Raw genomic sequence first — 18,413 nt, forward strand, 5'->3', positions numbered from 1 at the left:
GTCGGCCGACGGTCCGCCCCGTGGGCGCTTCCTGGAGGGCTCAGCCCTCCAGGAAGGCCAGCAGGGCGTTGGCGAGGAGGTACGGGTCGTCGGAGCCGCAGAGTTCGCGGGCCGAGTGCATGGACAGGATCGCGACGCCGATGTCCACGGTCTGGATCCCGTGGCGGGCGGCGGTGATCGGGCCGATCGTGGTGCCGCACGGCATGGAGTTGTTGGAGACGAACGTCTGCCACGGCACCCCGGCCCGCTCGCAGGCGGCGGCGAACACCGCGCGGCCGCTGCCGTCGGTGGCGTAGCGCTGGTTGACGTTGACCTTCAGGATGGGCCCGCCGTTGGCGCGCGGGTGGTGCGAAGGGTCGTGCCGTTCCCCGTAGTTGGGGTGGACCGCGTGCCCGGTGTCCGAGGAGAGGCAGATGGTGCCGGCGAAGGCGCGGGCCTTGTCCTCGTACGAACCGCCGCGCGCGAAGACTGAACGTTCCAGCACGTTGCCCAGCAGGGGGCCGTCGGCGCCGGTGTCCGACTGGGAGCCGTTCTCCTCGTGGTCGAAGGCGGCCAGGACCGGGATGTGGTCCAGGCCCTCGGAGGCGGAGACGGCGGCGAGCGCCGCGACGCCGGCGTGCACCGACAGCAGGTTGTCCATGCGCGGGCCGGCCAGCAGTTCCCGGTCGCGGCCCAGGTAGGCGGGCGGTTCGATCGAGTGGACCATCAGGTCCCAGCCGGCCACGGAGCCCTGGGGGAGTTCCTCTTCCTCCTCCAGGAAGGAGATCAGGTCGCCCTCGCGGGCCTCGCCCAGACCCCAGACCGGCTGCATGTGCCGCTGCTTGTCGAGCTTGAGGCCGTCCGTGTTGACCGACCGGTCGAGGTGCACGGCGAGCTGCGGGACGCGCAGCAGCGCACGGTCCACGTTCACCAGCCGCTCGGTGCCGTCGCGCAGGGTCAGCCGCCCGGCGAGGCCGAGGTCGCGGTCCAGCCAGGTGTTGAGCAGGGTGCCGCCGTAGATCTCCACCGCGACCTGGCGCCAGCCCTGCGAGCCGGTGTCCGGTACGGGCTTCACCCGCAGGTTGGGGGAGTCGGTGTGCGCGCCGATGATCCGGAAGGGGGTGTGGGCGGCCGCGCCCTCGGGCACGTACCAGGCGATGAGCGCGCCGCCGCGCAGGACGAACCGGCCTCCCGTGCCCGAGTCCCAGGCGTCCGATTCCGACAACTGCCTGAAGCCCGCCTTTTCCAGCCGCTCCGCCGCGTTCGCCACGGCGTGGTACGGCGACGGACTGGCCGTCAGGAAGGTCATCAGATCGTCGGTGTGGCCGCGGTCGAAGCGGGCGGGAGAGCTCATGTGGTTCACCTTAACGACGGTCGTGTTCGCCATGGCCGGGCAGCGGCGGATGGCCGAAAGGACGAGGACCGCGGGGGGTTTGCCCCGTGGTCCCGTCGCTCTCAGCCCGGCGGACGTTCGAATCTGCGCTGCAGTTGTCTACGCTCGCCCCGGCGGATGCGCGGAAGCATCTCGGGGGTCTGCGGCGGGCGCTGCGCGCGTCTTTTGCGTCCGGCGCAGAAGATACAGGCCTCGCCGGGAGGGGCATCGGGGTCGATGGGCGCGCCGGGGTGCTCGGAGCATCCGGAGGCGTTGCGCGGCCGGGACAGTTCGCGGGCCACGATGAAGGCCCGGTGGAGGTCGTCGGCGATGCGTACGAAGTCCTGGTCGGGGGAGCCGAGCGTGAGGTGGAAGCGCTGCTCGTCGATCACGCGCAGGTAGTGGCGCAGGACGTCGAGGGTGTACGGGGGCTCGGGGACCGGGTACCCGAGGCGCCGCTGTTCGCCGGCGGGGGCGGGGCCGGCGGCCCGGCCGCCCTGGAGGCGCCGGCCGAGGCGGCGGCGGTCGTTGCAGATGAGGCAGCGGCCCCAGCCCTCGGGCGCCTCGGGGTCGAGGGCGCCGTTGGGGTGCTCGGGGCAGCCGGTGTAGCTCTTGGCGGGGGCCAGGCCGGCGGCCGTCTGGAAGGCGACGTAGAGGGCGTCGGCCACGGGGTCGTACTCGGCGGGGTGGGCGCCGTCGTAGAGGTCCTTGATCCGGTCACCGAGCGCGCCCACGTTCGCCTGCAGCTCCTTGAGGGCGTACGGCCGCCCGGTGGGGACGGAATACCCCCTGCTGCTGTGCTGCTCCTGTGGACTCATGTCTACGAGCGTCCCATGAACCACCGACAACGCCGAAACGGCCCGACGGCAGTGGCCGGACCCTCCGCGGGGAGGGTCCGGCCACTGTGCGCACGTACACCGCGTACGGCTGTGATCGGCGGGCGGTGTGCCTTAGAAGGCGGCCTCGTCGAGCTCCATGAGGGAGTTGTCGACGGCCTCGGCCAGCGCGCGCTGGACCGAGACGCCCGGCAGGACCTGGCCGGCGAAGAACTTCGCGGCGGCGATCTTGCCGGTGTAGAAGGCGACGTCCTTGGCGGAGGCGCCCTCGAGCTTCTCGGCGGCCACGGCCGCGCCCTTGAGCAGCAGGTATCCGACGACGACGTCACCGGAGGCCATCAGCAGGCGGGTGGTGTTCTGGCCGACCTTGTAGATGTTCTTGACGTCCTCGCCGGTGGCGGTGAGGTCGACGATCATCTGGCCGACGATGGCCTCCAGGTCGACGGCGGCCTTGGCGAGGGCGTCGCGGGCGGGGGCGAGGTCCTCGCCGCCGGGACCCTCGGCGAGGAACTTCTTGATCGTCTCGGAGAGGACGTTCAGCGAGGCGCCCTGGTCGCGGACGATCTTCCGGAAGAAGAAGTCCTGGCCCTGGATGGCCGTGGTGCCCTCGTAGAGGGTGTCGATCTTCGCGTCGCGGATGTACTGCTCGATCGGGTACTCCTGCAGGTAGCCGGAGCCGCCGAAGGTCTGCAGGGACTGGGCGAGCTGCTCGTAGGACTTCTCCGAGCCGTAGCCCTTGACGATCGGCAGGAGCAGGTCGTTCAGGCCGATCTCGGCGGAGGCGTCCTCACCGGCGGCCTGCTTGACGGCGATCTCGTCCTGGACGGAGGCCGTGTAGAGCACCAGGGCGCGCATGCCCTCGGCGTAGGCCTTCTGCGTCATGAGCGAGCGGCGCACGTCGGGGTGGTGCGTGATGGTGACCTTGGGCGCGGTCTTGTCCATGAAGTTCGCGAGGTCCGGGCCCTGCACGCGCTCCTTGGCGTACTCCAGGGCGTTCAGGTAGCCCGTCGAGAGCGTCGCGATGGCCTTCGTGCCGACCATCATGCGGGCGAACTCGATGATCATGAACATCTGGCGGATGCCGTCGTGCTTGTCGCCGATCAGCCAGCCCTTGGCGGGGTGCTGGTCGCCGAAGGTCATCTCGCACGTGTTGGAGGCCTTGAGGCCCATCTTGTGCTCGACGTTGGTGGCGTAGACGCCGTTGCGCTCGCCCAGCTCGCCGGTCTCCCAGTCGAAGTGGAACTTCGGGACGAGGAAGAGCGACAGGCCCTTGGTGCCCGGGCCGTGGCCCTCGGGGCGGGCGAGGACGTAGTGGAGGATGTTCTCCTCCATGTCGTGCTCACCGGAGGTGATGAAGCGCTTCACGCCCTCGATGTGCCAGGAGCCGTCGGCCTGCTGGACCGCCTTGGTGCGGCCGGCGCCCACGTCCGAGCCGGCGTCCGGCTCGGTGAGGACCATGGTGGAGCCCCAGCGCTTCTCGACGGCTATCTGCGCGATCTTCTTCTGCGCCTCGTTGCCCTCTTCGAAGAGGACGCCGGCGAACGCCGGGCCGGAGGAGTACATCCACACGGCCGGGTTCGAGCCGAGCAGCAGCTCCGCGTACGCCCAGATGAGGGAGCGGGGCGAAGTGGTGCCGCCGATCTCCTCGGGCAGGCCCAGGCGCCAGTACTCCGAGTCCATGAAGGCCTCGTAGCTCTTCTTGAAGGAGGCCGGGACCGGGGCGGTGTTGGTGGCCGGGTCGAAGACCGGCGGGTTGCGGTCGGCGTCCGCGAAGGACTCCGCGAGCTCGTTCTCCGCGAGGCGGGCGATCTCGGACAGGATGCTCTTGGCGGTCTCGGTGTCCATCTCGCCGAACGGGCCGGTGCCGTACAGCTTGTCGCGTCCGAGCACCTCGAAGAGGTTGAACTCGATGTCGCGGAGATTCGACTTGTAGTGCCCCATGGCGACGGCTCCGTTAAGGCTCGGGGAGACAGGTTCCTCGTACATACCAATCGGTAACGTAATGATGCTACCCGCGAGTAATAAGGCGCAACCCCTACGGCAGGGAGTGTGACGGCTCTCTCGGCAGCTCGCACCACACCGTCTTGCCGTCGCGCCCCCGGCTCACCCCCCACCGCAGCGACACGGCGGCCAGCAGGGCCAGCCCGCGTCCGGACTCCTCCGTGTCGACGGCCCGGCGCGGGAGGGGCCGGGTCCCCGGATCGGGGTCGGTGAGCTCGACCCGCGTACGGGTTGCCCTTCCGCTCCCGCTGATCCGCAGGGTGACCGGGGTGCCCTCGCCGAGGTGGGCGATCACGTTGGCCAGCAGCTCGCTGACGCAGAGCTCCGCGTCGGGGGACGCCTCGGACCCGAGGTGCTCCCGCACGGCGTGCCGGAGCATGCCGGCGGCCTTGGGGACGGCGAGCAGCCGGATGGTGAGGTCGCTCACCGCTCGTCCAGGGCGGCCGTGAGGAGCCGGGCGGTGGCGACGTTGCAGTTGCCGAGGGCGATGAGGGGCGGGATGCGGTGGCTGCCGGCGTAGGAGGGGAGGTGGAGGTCGAGGGAGGGAAGGGTGATGCCGTGGGCCGCGAGGGCGGCGCGGAGGTGGCGCAGGGCGTCGATGGCTTCGCGGTCGTGGGCGTGGGTGCTCATGCCTGTGGGGGCCTTCCTGCGGGGACTGACTGTGACGAACTGCTCACAGGCTGGCGCGGGTCGGCGTAGCGTGGGAAGGGTTTCGGGTTGCGCTGGGCAAATGGCAAATGGCGGTGGTCTGTTGTGCCCCCTCGTAAGGACACCGACGCGTCGGCGAATGTCCCCTCCTTCTACGGCGCCGAGCTGCGCTACAAGCGCGAGGCTGCCGGACTTACGCTGGAGCAGCTGGCGGATGGCAGCTTCAGGGGTGTCCCGTTCCTGAGCCAGATCGAGCGCGGCGAACGCCGAATGCCGCCGGATCTGGCCCGGCACGTTGACGAGAGGCTGGGGACTGACGGTTTTTTCGCGCGCCGCTGTGAAGATGCGCGCAGGGCGAAGCAGTCAGGGCATGTGGAGTACTTCGCGGACGTGGTGGAGATGGAACCGAGCGCCCAGACGATCGAGGACTGGGCACCGATGCTCGTGCCGGGGCTGTTGCAGACAGCCGCATACGCGCGGGCTCTCACACGGGCCGCGATGCCCAGGGCTCTGGACAGCGAGGTCGAGGAGAAGGTGACCGCGCGGATGGCGCGGGCTCGGCTCTTCGACCGGGAGAACCCGCCGGAGTACTGGGGGATCCTCGACGAGTCGCTGCTCCGACGGCCAGTACTGGCCGCAGAGGCGATGGCCGAGTTGTTCGAGCACATCGCGAATATGGTCAGAACCACTCGCTCCATTTTGCAGATCGTTCCGGAAACCGCTGGCCCCCACCCGTTCATGATGGGCATGGCCAGGCTGATGACTTTCGGGGACGCGCCGCCCGTCGTGTACACAGAGAGCCTGCACAGCGGGCAACTCATCGACTTTCCGGCACTCGTGAGGGACTACCGCAGGTCGTACGATCTGCTCAGGGCTGCCGCGCTGTCACCTGAGGCTTCCCTGGCGAGGATCGACGCAGCTGCAGAGGACTTCCGACATGGCAAGCACCGACATTGACTTGACGTCCGCCTGCTGGCGCAGGAGCAGCTACAGCAACGGCACCGGTGGTGAATGCGTCGAGATCGCTGAGAGGTTCCCCGGAGCCGCTCGCTGGCGGACGAGCAGCTACACCAATGGCGACGAAGGCGACTGCGTCGAGGTGGCCGACGGCCTCCCCGGGCTCGTCCCCGTACGGGACTCCAAGCGGCCGGACGGGCCCGTGATCGTACTGGCGGCCGCCGCGTGGGCCCCCTTCGTCGCCGCCGTCAAGGCGGACTGACCGGAACCGCGCACCCGGTCGGCCACGGCCTCGGTAGGCTTCGCCCCATGTACGGCTACGACCAGAACCCGGGTGCCCAGCAGCAGGGCTACGCGCAGCCCCAGGCCCCGCAGGGATACGGGCAGGCGCCGCTGTACCCCGAGCCGTCGCCGCCCTCGCTCGCGGACGCGGTACGGGCCTTCACCACCGGGTCGCTGTCCGCCGAGGACTTCCAGCAGATCTTCGCGACCTCGAAGGTCTACTGCCCGCGCGGCGAGACCCCCGGGTTCCTGGCGCTGCACAACACGCAGCACCCGGTCATCCCGATGTTCACCACGCTCAAGGAGCTCCGCCGGTACGCCGGCAAGGAGTCCAAGTACTTCGTGATCACCGGCGCCGAGGTGATCGACCTGCTGCCGACCGGGTACGGCTTCGTCCTCGACATGGAGGGCGACCACCGGATGGTGTTCGACGCGAAGGCCGTCGAGCAGATGGTCGACTTCGCCATGCGCCGCATGTACGGCTGACGTTGCCGTAGCCCGCCGGGGGCCGGCGCCCCCGGCCGGCCCGCGCCGGTGCTACCTCGGCGCGGTGCGCCCGCCGCGCAGCCGCCACAGGATGATGCCCACGGCCGCCACGGCCAGGGCCGCCGCTCCGTACGCGTACAGCAGCGCCGGGTCCGGGCGGTGCGCCAGCGAGAGGCGGATGCCGGCGAACACCGGCACGGCGACCAGGCTCCAGCGGCCGTCGTAGTCGATCCCGGACGTCGCCCACTGCAGGAGCAGCGAGGCGAGGAAGGTCAGCGCCGCCCACGCGACCAGGTAGGGCCAGGGCGAGCCCGGCAGGGGTTCCATCGGCAGCCCGGTGGCCGCCCAGCGGTGGGCTGCGTAACCGGCGGCCGTCATCGCCGCCGTCATGGCCGTGGCCCGGGCGAGGGCGAGCAGCCACGCGGGCGGGTTCCATCGCCGCCCGGGGGCGGTCTCGGTGTCGTTGTCGGTGGTGCTGTTCTCCATGTCCTGTCAGACCGCGCCACAAGGCCCTGTGGTTGTCAGGTACGGGCAAAAATCGGCGGTTCGCGGGACATGCGGCCGGAAGTGATCGCTACGGGAATGCGCGGGCCGGGCGCGCCGTTCCCTCTGGCGTGGCAGAAAGTTCGAGTTTCAACTAAACTCGAAGCAGAAGGAGGTCCTGACCATGCCCGCAGTGACTGTTGAGAACCCGTTGGCCCTTCCGCGCGTGGCCGAGCCGCAGGCGGCCGCCGCCCGCAAGGTGCTCGCCGTGACCACGGCTCCGGGGGGATTCGAGGGCGAGGGCTTCCCGGTGCGCCGCGCCTTCGCAGGCATCAACTACCAGTACCTCGACCCGTTCATCATGATGGACCAGATGGGCGAGGTGGAGTACGCGCCGGGCGAGCCGAAGGGCACCCCCTGGCACCCCCACCGCGGCTTCGAGACCGTCACCTACCTGCTCGACGGGACCTTCGTCCATCAGGACAGCAACGGCGGCGGCGGAGTCATCAACGACGGCGACACCCAGTGGATGACCGCCGGTTCCGGCCTCCTGCACATCGAGGCCCCGCCGGAGCACCTCGTCGTCAGCGGCGGGCTCTTCCACGGCCTCCAGCTGTGGGTGAACCTCCCGGCCTCCGACAAGATGATGCCCCCGCGATACCAGGACATCGGCGGCGGCAAGGTCAAGCTGCTGACCACCCCCGACGGCGGCGCGCTGCTCCGCGTCATCGCCGGTGAGCTGGGCGGCCACGAGGGCCCCGGCATCACCCACACGCCGATCACGATGGTCCACGCGACCGTCAGCCCGGGCGCGCGGCTCACCCTGCCGTGGCGCGAGGACTTCAACGCCCTCGCGTACGTCATGGCCGGGCGCGGGTCCGTGGGCACCGACCGCAGGCCCGTCCACACCGGGCAGACGGCCGTCTTCGGCGAGGGCGGCTCCCTGACCGTGCGGGCGGACGAGTCCCAGGACTCCCACACCCCGGACCTGGAGATCGTCCTGCTCGGCGGCCGGCCGATCCGGGAGCCGATGGCGCACTACGGGCCGTTCGTCATGAACACCCGGGACCAACTCCAGCAGGCCTTCGACGACTTCCAGGCGGGCCGGCTGGGCCGGATCCCCACCACCGCCCGGACCGGCCTGGGCCACCGCGGGGCGGGGGCCGTCGACCAGGAGGAGACGGCCTGAGGCCTCCGGCCTCCGGGTGAGCCGCGGTGGCGGGGCCTACCCGGTCGCCGCGGCGTCGTCCCCGGCCGGGGAGCCGTCGGCGGGCTTGGAGCGCTCGTACAGCTCGAACCAGATCGACTTGCCGGCGCCCCTGGGGTCGACGCCCCAGGTGTCGGCCAGCATCTCCATCAGCAGGACCCCGCGCCCGCTGGAGGCCATCTCGCCGGGGTGCCGCTTGTGCGGCAGCTCGTCGCTGCCGTCGGCGACCTCCACGCGGAGCCGCCGGGTGCCCAGCTCGCCGGCCGCCTCCGCGACCAGCAGCGCGTCGCCGTCGGTGTGCACCAGCACGTTCGTCACCATCTCCGAGACCATCAGCTCGGCCGAGTCCACCTGCTCCGGGTCCGCCCAGTCGTGCAGCAGCTCCCGGATCTGCCGGCGGGCGCCCGCGATCCGCTCCGGCTCCGCCTGCGCCACGGTCAGCACCGTGCGCCGGGCGGGCCGTACCGGCTGCGGCACGTCCGTCCCGCAGCCGCGGCCCGCGCCCTCGCGGCAGAGCAGCACCACGGCTATGTCGTCCTCGCGGCGGTCGGCCAGCGGTCCCGTGGTGTGGTGCGAGGAGGGCCCGTGCACGGCCTGGACCAGCAGGTCGGCGAGGCGCTCCAGGTGGCCGGCGGTGAGTCCGGCGCCGCCGGACGCGCCGGCCCCGTACGTCTCCGCGTCGGCCTCCAGGATCGCCCGCAGCCGAGCCCAGCCGGTGTCGAGGTCGTGGCCGCCGGTCTCGATGAGCCCGTCGGTGCACAGCATCATCGTTTCGCCGGGCTCCAGGGTGAACCGGGTCGTCGGATAGTCGGTGTCGGGGACGATCCCGAGCGGCAGTCCGCCGGCCGTCGGCCGCATCAGGACGGTGCCGTCCGTCATCCGGACCACCGGATCGGGGTGCCCGGCGCGGGCCACCTCCAGCGTGCCGGTCTCCGGGTCGCACTCCACGTACAGGCAGGTCGCGAAGCGGGGGCTGAGGAAGTCGGGGTCGCGGCCGCCTTCCCCCGCCTCCCCCTCCTGCTCCTGCTCCTGAGAGGAGCAGAGCCCGGCCAGGAAGCGGGAGGCCCGGGAGAGCACCGCGTCGGGCCGGTGGCCCTCGGACGCGTAGGCCCGTACGGCGATCCGCAGCTGGCCCATCAGCCCGGCGGCCCGTACGTCGTGCCCCTGGACGTCGCCGATGACCAGCGCGAACCGGCCCGAGGGCAGCGGGATCATGTCGTACCAGTCGCCGCCGACCTGGAGCCCGCCGCCGGTGGGCACGTAGCGCGCGGCGAGCGTCATACCGGGGATCTCCGGCCCGAGCTGCGGCATCATCGACCGCTGCAGCCCGGTGGTGAGCTCCCGCTCGGACTCGGCGACGCCGGCCCGCTGGAGGGCCTGGGCCAGCATCCGGGCGACCGTCGTCAGCACGGACCGTTCGTCGGGGGAGAAGGTCACCGGCTGCTTGAAGGCGGCCATCCAGGCCCCCATGGTCCGCCCCGCCACGATCAGGGGCAGGAAGGCCCAGGAGCTCCGGCCGAAGGGCCGGGCCAGCGGCCAGGTGACCGGGAAGCGCCGCTCGTACTCCTCCGGTGTGGGCAGGTAGATCGCCCGGCCGGTGCGGACGACCTCCGCGGCCGGGTAGTCGGTCGCCAGGCCCATGTCGGTGAAGGGTGCCTCGTCGCCGGGGTCGTGCCCGTGGTGGCCGATGACCGACAGCCGGTCGCCCGCCACCCCGAAGACGGCCAGCCCGTCGGGGCTGAAGCCCGGCATGGACAGCGAGGCCGCCACCCGCAGCACCTCGGCCGTGGACCGGGCCTCGGCGAGCGCCCGGCCGGCGTCGAGGAGGAAGGCCTCGCGGGAGCGCCGCCAGTCGCCGGTGATCGGGGTGTGGGCGGCGGTGGTGCCGGGCTGCGGCTCGGCGATCTCCTGGATGGTGCCGATCAGCTCGTAGTCGAGGCGGCCGTCGGGCGTACGGTTCTCCACCGGTTTGGAGCGGCTGCGTACGGTGCGCAGCACGCGCCCGTCCTCGTCCATGATCCGCAGCCGTGCCTCGGCGAGGGTGCCCTCGGCGACGGCGAGGTTCACGATGCCGTTGATCTCGTTCCAGTCGACCGGGTGGAAGCGCGAGCGCGCGGCGGCCTCGGGCAGGACGGCGGGCTCGGCGGGCAGCCCGAGCAGCCGGGCGGCCTCGCTGTCGAGGGTGACCGTCCCGGAGGCGTTGTCCCATCGCCACAGGCCCGTCGCGATGGCGGCCAGGACGTCCTCGGTGCGCACCCGGTCATCTTTACAGGTCATCGCACGGGGCTGCCTGTTCAGGACCCTCTCCGGGCGCGCCCGCGCGGTGCCCGGCCCGGGCGGTAACCTTGGGACGGTTGAATCCACCCTGGTATCGCGTAGAACTGGATGACTGATGCATCGGTACAGGTCCCACACGTGCGGCGAGCTCCGTGCCTCTGACGTCGGCACCGACGTCCGGCTGAGCGGCTGGCTGCACAATCGTCGAGACCTGGGCGGCATCCTCTTCATCGATCTGCGCGACCACTACGGCATCACGCAGCTCGTGGCCCGCCCCGGCACCGCGGCCGCCGACGTCCTGGACAAGCTGTCCAAGGAGACGGTCGTCCGCGTCGACGGCAAGGTCGTCTCCCGCGGCACCGAGAACGTCAACCCCGACCTGCCGACCGGTGAGATCGAGATCGAGGCCGCCGAGGTCGAGGTGCTCGGCGCGGCCGGCCCGCTGCCCTTCACGATCAACACCGACGACGGTGTGAACGAGGAGCGCCGCCTGGAGTACCGCTTCCTCGACCTGCGCCGCGAGCGCATGCACCGCAACATCATGCTGCGCTCGGCGGTCATCGCGTCCATCCGCTCCAAGATGGTGGCCCTCGGCTTCAACGAGATGGCGACCCCGATCCTCACCGCGACCTCCCCCGAGGGCGCCCGTGACTTCGTCGTCCCGTCCCGCCTGAACCCGGGCAAGTTCTACGCCCTGCCGCAGGCGCCGCAGCAGTTCAAGCAGCTGCTGATGATCTCCGGTTTCGACCGCTACTTCCAGATCGCGCCCTGCTTCCGCGACGAGGACGCCCGCGCGGACCGCTCGCCGGGCGAGTTCTACCAGCTCGACGTGGAGATGTCCTTCGTCGAGCAGGAGGACGTCTTCCAGCCGATCGAGAAGCTGATGACCGAGCTCTTCACCGAGTTCGGCGGCGGCCGCCCGGTCACCTCGCCGTTCCCGCGGATCCCGTTCCGCGAGTCGATGCTGAAGTACGGCAACGACAAGCCCGACCTGCGCGCCAAGCTGGAGCTCGTCGACATCACCGACGTGTTCGAGGGCTCGGAGTTCAAGGCGTTCGCCGGCAAGCACGTGCGTGCGCTGGCCGTCCCGGACACCGCGGGCCAGCCGCGCAAGTTCTTCGACGGTCTCGGCGAGTACGCGATCTCGCTGGGCGCCAAGGGCCTGGCGTGGGTCCGCGTGGGCGAGGACGGTTCGCTGACCGGCCCGATCGCCAAGTTCCTCACCGAGGAGAACGTCAAGGTCCTCGGCGAGCGTCTGGGCCTGGCGCCCGGGCACGCGGTGTTCTTCGGCGCGGGCGAGTTCGACGAGGTCTCCAAGATCATGGGCCCGGTCCGGGTCGAGGCCGCCAAGCGCGCCGGCCAGTTCGAGGAGAACGTCTTCCGCTTCTGCTGGATCGTCGACTTCCCGATGTACGAGAAGGACGAGGAGACCGGCAAGATCGACTTCTCGCACAACCCCTTCTCCATGCCGCAGGGCGGCATGAAGGACCTGGAGGAGAAGGACCCGCTCGACATCCTGGCCTGGCAGTACGACATCGTCTGCAACGGCATCGAGCTGTCCTCCGGCGCCATCCGCAACCACGAGCCCGAGGTCATGCTGAAGGCCTTCGAGATCGCCGGTTACGAGGCCGAGACCGTCGAGCGCGAGTTCGCCGGCATGCTGCGCGCCTTCCGCCTCGGCGCCCCGCCGCACGGTGGCATCGCCCCGGGCGTCGACCGCATCGTGATGCTGCTGGCCGACGAGCCGAACATCCGCGAGACCATCGCCTTCCCGCTCAACGGCAACGCCCAGGACCTGATGATGGGCGCGCCGACGGTGCTGGAGGAGTCCCGTCTGCGCGAGCTGAACATCGCCCTGCGCAAGCCGGTCGAGACGAAGGCGGCCGACGCCAAGCCGGTCGCGGAGGCCGTCCACCCGGACGCCGCGCGCTAGTCGTAGCCGCTCCTGCAGCGGGAAGGGCCCGGGATCCTAGGATCCCGGGCCCTTCGTTCTGCGTTCGTTCTGCCCGCCGCGGTCAGAACCGCTCGAGGAGGCCCTTGAGGAGGGCGGCGGAGGTCAGCTCCGTGGGGGCCGGGCCGGCGTGGAAGAAGCCGGCGTTCTCGGCGTCCAGCTTGCGCAGGAAGTCGAAGGCCTTCGCGTCGTGGTCGCCGAACGCGACGAACTGCCAGTGGACGCCGGGGGCGGCGGCCGCCGCGTCGGCGATCGCCTGCCGGGCGGGACGGACGTTGTCGGGCGCGCCGTCGGTCTGGAACACGACCAGGGCCGGGCCCGTGCCGCCGTCCTTCCGGTAGCGCTCGACCACGGCCTCGACGGCGACGTGGTAGCTGGTGCGGCCCATCCGTCCGAGCTCGGCGTGGCGGGCCTCCACCCAGGTCGCGTCGTGCGCGTCGAGGGTCAGCTCGGCGGTGCCGTCCAGCTCGGTGGAGAAGAACACCGTGTGGACGGTGGCCTCCTCGTCCAGGTGCGCGGCCAGGGCGAGGGCGTGGTCGGCGAGGTACTGGGCGCTGCCGTCCTTGTAGAAGCCGCGCATGGAGCCGGACCGGTCCAGTACGAGGTACACCTTCGCGCGGGCCCCGGCCTTCCCCTTGGCCCGCAGCACCTGCCCGGCGGCCTTGTACGCCCCGGCGATCCCGGCGGCCCGCCGCCGTACCGCTGCCGCGGCGATGGCGGGCCCCTGCTCCGGTTCGGCCTGCTCGGGCGCTCCGGCGGCGACCGCTTCGGGCTCGGCGGCCGCGGCGGCCGGCTCCGGCTGCGGTGCCTCGGCGGCGGGCTCGGGCTCCGGCTCCGGCTCGGTGGCGGGCGCCTCCTGGGCCTGCGGCGCGGCGTCCTGGGGCTCGGACTCCGCCTCGGCGGGCTCGGGCTGGGGCTCGGCGGCGGCTTCGGCGGCGGCCGGCTCGGCTTCGGCTTCGGCGACAGCGATGGCGGGCTCGGCCTGGGGCTCGGCTTCGGCTTCGGCCTCGACGGCGACGGGCGCGGCCTCGGCTTCGGCGGCGGCCGGCTCGGCCTCGGGCTCGACAGCGGCGGCGGCGGGCTCGGGCTCGACAGCGGCGGCGGCCTCGGGCTCGGCTTCGGCCTCGGGCTCGACAGCGGCGGTGGCCGGCTCGGGCTCGGTCACGGCCTCCGCCCCGGCGGCGGGCTCGGCGGCCGCTTCCGCGGCCGGTTCGGCAGGGGTGTCCGGGGTCGCGGGACCCCCGGCGCCCTCCGGGGCCGCCGGGGGCACGGGGCGACGGGCTTCAGGGACCGTGGGGTCCGCCGTCGGCGCCGGGGCGGCGGTGAGCAGCGTGCCCGGCTCGCGGTCGCGGGGCGCGGACTGCGGCGGGACGGTCGGGTTGTCGAAGGACGCCGCCACCAGTTCGGCCGCCACGTCCAGGGGGGCGCGTTCGGCCTGGCTCGGGACGGCCGCCGAAGGGGCGTCGGACGTCTCGGGGACCGGCTCCTCGGTCCGTCCGAACACCTTGCGCAACAAGCTCCGAATACCCATGGGCCAGGCCTTTCGCATGTGTGCGTGCGTCATTTGTCCGTGCTGCGCGGTTGATCCCTGCCCAGAGTGGACACGTAAGGTTATCGGCCGCTCGGCTGGAACTTCGGCAGGGGCGCCTTTCGTGGCGCCCGGCCGTCCACCCAATAGCGGTCCTTACCCGAACTTCCCCTCCGCCGTGCCGGGTTCATCCACCGTTCATCTCCGCGCCGCCGCATCGGCGCAACCCGCGCCTAGCGTCACCGCTGATTCGTACCGACACCGGAGGACACCCTCGTGCGCAAGCTCCTGCCGTTCATCGGCAACCCGCATGGCAGCGGCCGTTCCGCTCTCACCTGCCGCTACCGCTGCGGTGACGCATGCTTCCACGAGGTGCCCAACACCAGTGACAACGAGTACGCCGGCGACATCATGGCCCGGGCCTACTCCCGCCGCTCGATGCTGCGCTCCGCCGCGGTCGTCACGGTCGCCACCGCCGCCGGCACCGCCGTCACCCTCGGTGCGGGCGGCGGACAGAGCGCCAGCGCCGCCCCCGTGCCCGGGGACGACGCCAGGCGCGCGGGCGAGGCCGCCCGCGGCCTGCGCTTCAAGCCCGTCGCCCCGAACACCGACGACAAGGTCACCGTCCCGGAGGGCCACGAGCAGAACGTGGTCATCCGCTGGGGCGACCCGATCCTCAAGGGCGCCCCCGGCTTCAACCCGGACAAGCAGACCGCCGCCGCCCAGGCCGGTCAGTTCGGCTACAACAACGACTTCCTGAGCCTGCTCCCGCTCGGCGGCGGCTACGAGCGCCAGCAGCTGCTGGTGGCCAACCACGAGTACACCGACGAGAACCTGATGTTCAAGGGGTACGACCCGGCCAACCCGACCCGCGAGCAGGTCGAGATCGCCTGGGCCGCGCACGGCCTGTCCGTGGTCGTCGTCCAGGAGGACCACCGCAGCGGCAAGCTGACCGCGGTCTCCCGCCACCAGCTCAACCGCCGTCTGACCGCCACCAGCGAGTTCAGGATGGCCGGCCCGGCCGCGGGCAGCGCCCTGCTGAAGACCTCGGCCGACCCCACCGGCACCAAGGTGCTCGGCACCCTGAACAACTGCGCCGGCGGCACCACCCCGTGGGGCACCACCCTCCACGGCGAGGAGAACTTCAACCAGTACTTCGGCAACGCCGGGCAGGTCACCGACCCCACCCAGGCCGCCCGCCTGAAGCGCTACGGCGTGACCTCCGGTGCCACCGAGCGCAAGTGGGAGCGGTTCGACAAGCGCTTCGACGTGGCCCAGGAGCCCAACGAGTCCCACCGCCACGGCTGGGTCGTCGAACTGGACCCGTACGACGTGAACTCCGTGCCCCGCAAGCGCACCGCGCTCGGCCGCTTCAAGCACGAGGCCGCACAGCCGCGCCTGACCGAGGACGGCCGTCCCGTCGTCTACATGGGCGACGACGAGCGCTTCGACTACTTCTACAAGTTCGTCTCGTCGAAGCGGATGAAGAAGGGCGACTCGCGCGCGGCGAAGGAGCACAACCTCACGCTCCTCGACGAGGGCACCCTGTACGTCGCCAAGCTGACCGGTGACTCCCCGGCCGCCCAGATCGACGGCTCCGGCAAGCTGCCCGCCGACGGCGAGTTCGACGGTTCCGGCGTATGGATCAAGCTCGCGACCGGCAACGTCTCGCACGTCGAGGGCATGACCGCCGAGGAGGTGTACGTCTTCACGCGCCAGGCCGCCGACAAGGTGGGCGCCACGAAGATGGACCGCCCCGAGGACGTCGAGCCGTCCCCGCGCACCGGCCGCGTGTACGTCGCGCTGACCAACAACACCGACCGCGGCAAGCCCGGCAAGGCCGAGGGCGCGACCGAGGCCAACCCGCGCAACCTGAACAAGCACGGCCAGATCCTGGAGCTCGCCGAGAACTTCGACGACCCGGCCGGCGACGGGTTCGCCTGGCGGCTGTTCCTGGTCGCCGGTGACCCGAACGACCCGGCGACCTACTTCGCCGGCTTCCCGAAGGACAAGGTCAGCCCGATCTCCTGCCCGGACAACGTGGCCTTCGACCCGCACGGCAACCTGTGGATCTCGACCGACGGCAACCAGCTCGGCTCCCACGACGGCCTGTTCGGCGTCGCGACCGCGGGTGAGCGCCGCGGCGAGCTGAAGCAGTTCCTGACCGTCCCGCGCGGGGCCGAGACCTGCGGCCCGATCATCCAGGACAAGCGCGTCCTCGTCTCGGTGCAGCACCCGGGCGAGATCGACGGCGCGTCCGTGGAGAAGCCGCAGTCGGTGTGGCCCGACGGCCCGGGCAAGCTCGTCCGCCCGGCGGTGGTGTCCGTGTGGCGCAAGGACGGGAAGAACATCGGCGTCTGACCGCCCCGGTGAGGAGGCTGCCCGGCCGGCCATTGCTCCCGGCCGGTCAGTCCGGCTCCGGCAGCCGTCCCAACGGCAGCCGGAGCGTCGTCAGCGCTCCCCCGTCCGGGGCGTTGGCGAAGCCCAGCCCGATCTCCAGCACCGCCGCCTGGCCGGCCGCGATCGTCAGGCCCAGGCCGTGGCCGCGGCCGCGGCCGGGATCCCCGGTGCGGAACCGCTTGGGACCCCGCTCGATCAGCTCGGCGGGATAGCCGGAGCCGTGGTCGCGGATCACCACCACCGGGCCGTCGACGGTGACCTCCACCGGCGGCCGCCCGTGCTTGTGGGCGTTGGCCAGCAGGTTGGCCAGGATCCGGTCGAAGCGCCGCCGGTCGGTGAAGACCACCGCGTCCCGCACGATCCGTACCTCGGCGGGCAGCCCCGTCCCGGCCACGGCCCGTTCCACGGCCCGGCCCAGCTCCAGCCGGGCCAGGTCGGCGCGCTCCACCCCGGAATCCAGGCGGGAGATCTCCAGCAGGTCCTCGGTGAGCCGGTGCAGGGCCTTGAGGCGGTCGTTGATCATCTCCTTCGGCCGGCCCTCCGGCAGCAGCGAGGCGGCGGCCAGCGAACCGGTCAGGGGAGTGCGCAGCTCGTGCGCCACATCGGCGGTGAACCGTTTCTCGGCGTCCAGCCGTTCCTGGAGCGAGGCGGCCATCGAGTCCAGGGCCAGCGCGACGTCCCGTACCTCGTCGCGGTAGCGGCGCCGACCGGATCCGGTGTCCACCGCGAGGCCCACCCGGGCGTCCAGGTCCCCGGCGCTGATCCGGCGGGCGACGGCGGCGACCGTCGCGAGCCGACGGCTGATCCGGTCGGCGAGGAACACGCCCGCCAGGGCCACCACCCCGGCCGCGAGCGCCGAGGAGGCGAGGATCGCGGTGTCGATGTCGCGCAGCCGGTCGCGGGTGGCCCCGTACGGGATCCACACCGCCAGCGCCTTCCGGTCGGCGGGTGCGGCGGCCCACATGACGGGCTCGCCGTCGTGCGTGCCGACCATGCTGCCGGTCCGTCCGCGTGCGACGAGCTCGCGCAGCGGGCGGGGCAGGCCGGGCGGGTCCAGGGCGACGTTCACGTCCCCGTGCGAGGTGCCGTACTCGTAGTGGCCGAGGGCGTGGTCGAGGTCCCGTTCGACGTCCTTGCGGACCTCGCCGACCACCTGCCGCGAGACCACGTTGTGCACCAGGATCCCCAGGGCGGCGGCCACCGCGCAGCACACCAGGGTGGTGGTGAGGGCGATCTTCCAGCGCAGGCTGCTCAGCGGGCGCATCGGAACCGTCCCTCGCTCAGCGGGACGTCCGAGATGGCCGGACAGTCGTCGAGGGTGAGCTGCGACAGGCTCATGCTGCGGGCCGCGGGGTCCCACACGTAGTCGGAGACGGAGATGTAGGCGGGGTTCGAGGTCGGCTCGCGGACCGCCAGGTGCTCGGCGGCGACCTCCACCCCTTCGAGCACCGCGCGCCGGGACAGGATCCGGGCGATCCGGCCGTCGCCCTGGACGGTGTAGACGCGCAGCTCGCTGACCCGGCCGTCCACGTCGAGGGCCGTGATCAGCTCCTCCTTGCCGTCTCCGGTGAGGTCGTGGAGGACGCCGGGGCGGACGGGGCAGTACGGTCCGCCGTCCACAGCCTGTGTGCAGAGGGTGAGCCGCTGGACGGCGCGGGGATCGACGAGCCGGCCCGTGCCGGCGTCGGCGGCGGCGGTGGAGGTGATGTCGGCGCGTACGACGGCCAGCGCGTCCACCCCGCGCATGCCCGGCCCCTCCGGCTCGGGCAGCCCGGGCACCACGGCGGCCGCGCCGGGATGCTGGCCGGGGCCCGGCGGGTCGGGGCGGTGGTCCTCCCACAGGCTCTGGGGGGCGTGGGCGGTGCCGAGGTCGCCGGCGCTGCGCAGCCCTTCCGCGTCGGCGCAGCCGGCCGTGGCCGCCAGGAGGGCGGTGAGGGCGGCCAGGCCGTGGGGGCTGCGCATGTACCCGATGCTGCCCCGCCACCGGCCTCCCGGCCCGGTCACTG

Annotated in this window: 16 protein-coding genes; 6 read left to right on the plus strand and 10 right to left on the minus strand. The window is 71.9% G+C overall.

What is annotated here, in order from left to right:
• Positions 1 to 40: 40 nt before the first annotated feature.
• The 5 genes from ACZ4WZ_RS05995 to ACZ4WZ_RS06015 form a co-directional block, all read right to left on the minus strand.
• The gene (locus ACZ4WZ_RS05995; RefSeq protein WP_467885614.1) at positions 41 to 1,333 is read right to left on the minus strand and encodes a M18 family aminopeptidase; all 1,293 of its coding nucleotides are present in this window, start codon (positions 1,331 to 1,333) and stop codon (positions 41 to 43) included.
• Between the two features lie 101 nt (positions 1,334 to 1,434).
• Positions 1,435 to 2,169, minus strand: coding sequence for a hypothetical protein (locus ACZ4WZ_RS06000; protein ID WP_388933037.1), 735 nt, complete (start codon positions 2,167 to 2,169; stop codon positions 1,435 to 1,437).
• Positions 2,170 to 2,301: 132 nt separating this feature from the next.
• Entirely contained in the window at positions 2,302 to 4,128 is a 1,827-nt protein-coding gene (locus ACZ4WZ_RS06005) for an acyl-CoA dehydrogenase (RefSeq protein ID WP_467885920.1), read from the minus strand.
• A 94-nt stretch (positions 4,129 to 4,222) separates the two neighbouring features.
• A complete protein-coding gene (locus ACZ4WZ_RS06010; RefSeq protein ID WP_467885617.1) occupies positions 4,223 to 4,615 on the minus strand; it encodes an ATP-binding protein in 393 nt (130 codons plus the stop codon).
• Positions 4,612 to 4,818, minus strand: coding sequence for a hypothetical protein (locus ACZ4WZ_RS06015; RefSeq protein WP_467885620.1), 207 nt, complete (start codon positions 4,816 to 4,818; stop codon positions 4,612 to 4,614). Before ACZ4WZ_RS06015 ends, ACZ4WZ_RS06010 begins: the two co-directional genes overlap by 4 nt.
• A gap of 123 nt (positions 4,819 to 4,941) precedes the next feature.
• Between ACZ4WZ_RS06015 and ACZ4WZ_RS06020 the strand changes: the two genes are divergently transcribed.
• From ACZ4WZ_RS06020 to ACZ4WZ_RS06030, 3 genes are read left to right on the plus strand one after another with little or no spacing between them, the layout of a single operon-like run.
• Positions 4,942 to 5,793, plus strand: coding sequence for a helix-turn-helix domain-containing protein (locus ACZ4WZ_RS06020; protein ID WP_467885622.1), 852 nt, complete (start codon positions 4,942 to 4,944; stop codon positions 5,791 to 5,793).
• The gene (locus ACZ4WZ_RS06025; RefSeq protein WP_467885625.1) at positions 5,774 to 6,055 is read left to right on the plus strand and encodes a DUF397 domain-containing protein; all 282 of its coding nucleotides are present in this window, start codon (positions 5,774 to 5,776) and stop codon (positions 6,053 to 6,055) included. The genes ACZ4WZ_RS06020 and ACZ4WZ_RS06025 overlap by 20 nt, the downstream gene beginning before the upstream one ends.
• Positions 6,056 to 6,102: 47 nt before the next feature.
• The gene (locus ACZ4WZ_RS06030; protein ID WP_467885627.1) at positions 6,103 to 6,561 is read left to right on the plus strand and encodes an SseB family protein; all 459 of its coding nucleotides are present in this window, start codon (positions 6,103 to 6,105) and stop codon (positions 6,559 to 6,561) included.
• A gap of 51 nt (positions 6,562 to 6,612) precedes the next feature.
• Here ACZ4WZ_RS06030 and ACZ4WZ_RS06035 read toward each other — a convergent pair whose 3' ends face one another.
• Positions 6,613 to 7,047, minus strand: coding sequence for a hypothetical protein (locus tag ACZ4WZ_RS06035; RefSeq protein WP_467885630.1), 435 nt, complete (start codon positions 7,045 to 7,047; stop codon positions 6,613 to 6,615).
• 181 nt (positions 7,048 to 7,228) lie between these two features.
• On the opposite strand from ACZ4WZ_RS06035, the gene ACZ4WZ_RS06040 reads away from it, so the two are divergent.
• Positions 7,229 to 8,233: a pirin family protein gene (locus tag ACZ4WZ_RS06040; RefSeq protein ID WP_467885633.1), complete on the plus strand. Its 1,005-nt coding sequence runs from the start codon at positions 7,229 to 7,231 to the stop codon at positions 8,231 to 8,233.
• 36 nt (positions 8,234 to 8,269) lie between these two features.
• Here the strand turns inward: ACZ4WZ_RS06040 and ACZ4WZ_RS06045 are convergent, their stop codons facing one another.
• Positions 8,270 to 10,507, minus strand: a complete 2,238-nt coding sequence (locus ACZ4WZ_RS06045; protein WP_467885924.1) for a SpoIIE family protein phosphatase — start codon at positions 10,505 to 10,507, stop codon at positions 8,270 to 8,272.
• A 136-nt stretch (positions 10,508 to 10,643) separates the two neighbouring features.
• Between ACZ4WZ_RS06045 and aspS the strand changes: the two genes are divergently transcribed.
• Positions 10,644 to 12,461, plus strand: a complete 1,818-nt coding sequence (aspS, locus tag ACZ4WZ_RS06050; RefSeq protein WP_467885636.1) for an aspartate--tRNA ligase — start codon at positions 10,644 to 10,646, stop codon at positions 12,459 to 12,461.
• A gap of 82 nt (positions 12,462 to 12,543) precedes the next feature.
• On the opposite strand, the gene ACZ4WZ_RS06055 is transcribed toward aspS, so the two are convergent.
• Positions 12,544 to 14,010, minus strand: a complete 1,467-nt coding sequence (locus tag ACZ4WZ_RS06055) for a VWA domain-containing protein (protein WP_467885638.1) — start codon at positions 14,008 to 14,010, stop codon at positions 12,544 to 12,546.
• Between the two features lie 273 nt (positions 14,011 to 14,283).
• On the opposite strand from ACZ4WZ_RS06055, the gene ACZ4WZ_RS06060 reads away from it, so the two are divergent.
• Positions 14,284 to 16,368, plus strand: coding sequence for a PhoX family protein (locus ACZ4WZ_RS06060; RefSeq protein WP_467885641.1), 2,085 nt, complete (start codon positions 14,284 to 14,286; stop codon positions 16,366 to 16,368).
• 46 nt (positions 16,369 to 16,414) lie between these two features.
• On the opposite strand, the gene ACZ4WZ_RS06065 is transcribed toward ACZ4WZ_RS06060, so the two are convergent.
• Together ACZ4WZ_RS06065 and ACZ4WZ_RS06070 are read right to left on the minus strand one after the other, a co-directional pair.
• Complete coding sequence (locus ACZ4WZ_RS06065; protein WP_467885644.1) at positions 16,415 to 17,671, minus strand: sensor histidine kinase; 1,257 nt, start codon at positions 17,669 to 17,671, stop codon at positions 16,415 to 16,417.
• Complete coding sequence (locus tag ACZ4WZ_RS06070; protein WP_467885647.1) at positions 17,659 to 18,369, minus strand: hypothetical protein; 711 nt, start codon at positions 18,367 to 18,369, stop codon at positions 17,659 to 17,661. Before ACZ4WZ_RS06070 ends, ACZ4WZ_RS06065 begins: the two co-directional genes overlap by 13 nt.
• Positions 18,370 to 18,413 lie beyond the last annotated feature (44 nt).

The organism is Streptomyces sp. NPDC029122 (assembly GCF_055569445.1).

What these genes read in the sequence shown, in the direction of transcription:
- ACZ4WZ_RS06015 (WP_467885620.1), bottom strand. Translation starts at nt 4,818, where the DNA reads ATGAGCACCCACGCCCACGACCGCGAAGCCATCGACGCCCTGCGCCAC.
- ACZ4WZ_RS06030 (WP_467885627.1), top strand. Translation starts at nt 6,103, where the DNA reads ATGTACGGCTACGACCAGAACCCGGGTGCCCAGCAGCAGGGCTACGCG.
- aspS (WP_467885636.1), top strand. Translation starts at nt 10,644, where the DNA reads ATGCATCGGTACAGGTCCCACACGTGCGGCGAGCTCCGTGCCTCTGAC.
- ACZ4WZ_RS06025 (WP_467885625.1), top strand. Translation starts at nt 5,774, where the DNA reads ATGGCAAGCACCGACATTGACTTGACGTCCGCCTGCTGGCGCAGGAGC.
- ACZ4WZ_RS06035 (WP_467885630.1), bottom strand. Translation starts at nt 7,047, where the DNA reads ATGGAGAACAGCACCACCGACAACGACACCGAGACCGCCCCCGGGCGG.
- ACZ4WZ_RS06005 (WP_467885920.1), bottom strand. Translation starts at nt 4,128, where the DNA reads ATGGGGCACTACAAGTCGAATCTCCGCGACATCGAGTTCAACCTCTTC.
- ACZ4WZ_RS06055 (WP_467885638.1), bottom strand. Translation starts at nt 14,010, where the DNA reads ATGGGTATTCGGAGCTTGTTGCGCAAGGTGTTCGGACGGACCGAGGAG.
- ACZ4WZ_RS06065 (WP_467885644.1), bottom strand. Translation starts at nt 17,671, where the DNA reads ATGCGCCCGCTGAGCAGCCTGCGCTGGAAGATCGCCCTCACCACCACC.
- ACZ4WZ_RS06040 (WP_467885633.1), top strand. Translation starts at nt 7,229, where the DNA reads ATGCCCGCAGTGACTGTTGAGAACCCGTTGGCCCTTCCGCGCGTGGCC.
- ACZ4WZ_RS06000 (WP_388933037.1), bottom strand. Translation starts at nt 2,169, where the DNA reads ATGAGTCCACAGGAGCAGCACAGCAGCAGGGGGTATTCCGTCCCCACC.
- ACZ4WZ_RS05995 (WP_467885614.1), bottom strand. Translation starts at nt 1,333, where the DNA reads ATGAGCTCTCCCGCCCGCTTCGACCGCGGCCACACCGACGATCTGATG.
- ACZ4WZ_RS06070 (WP_467885647.1), bottom strand. Translation starts at nt 18,369, where the DNA reads ATGCGCAGCCCCCACGGCCTGGCCGCCCTCACCGCCCTCCTGGCGGCC.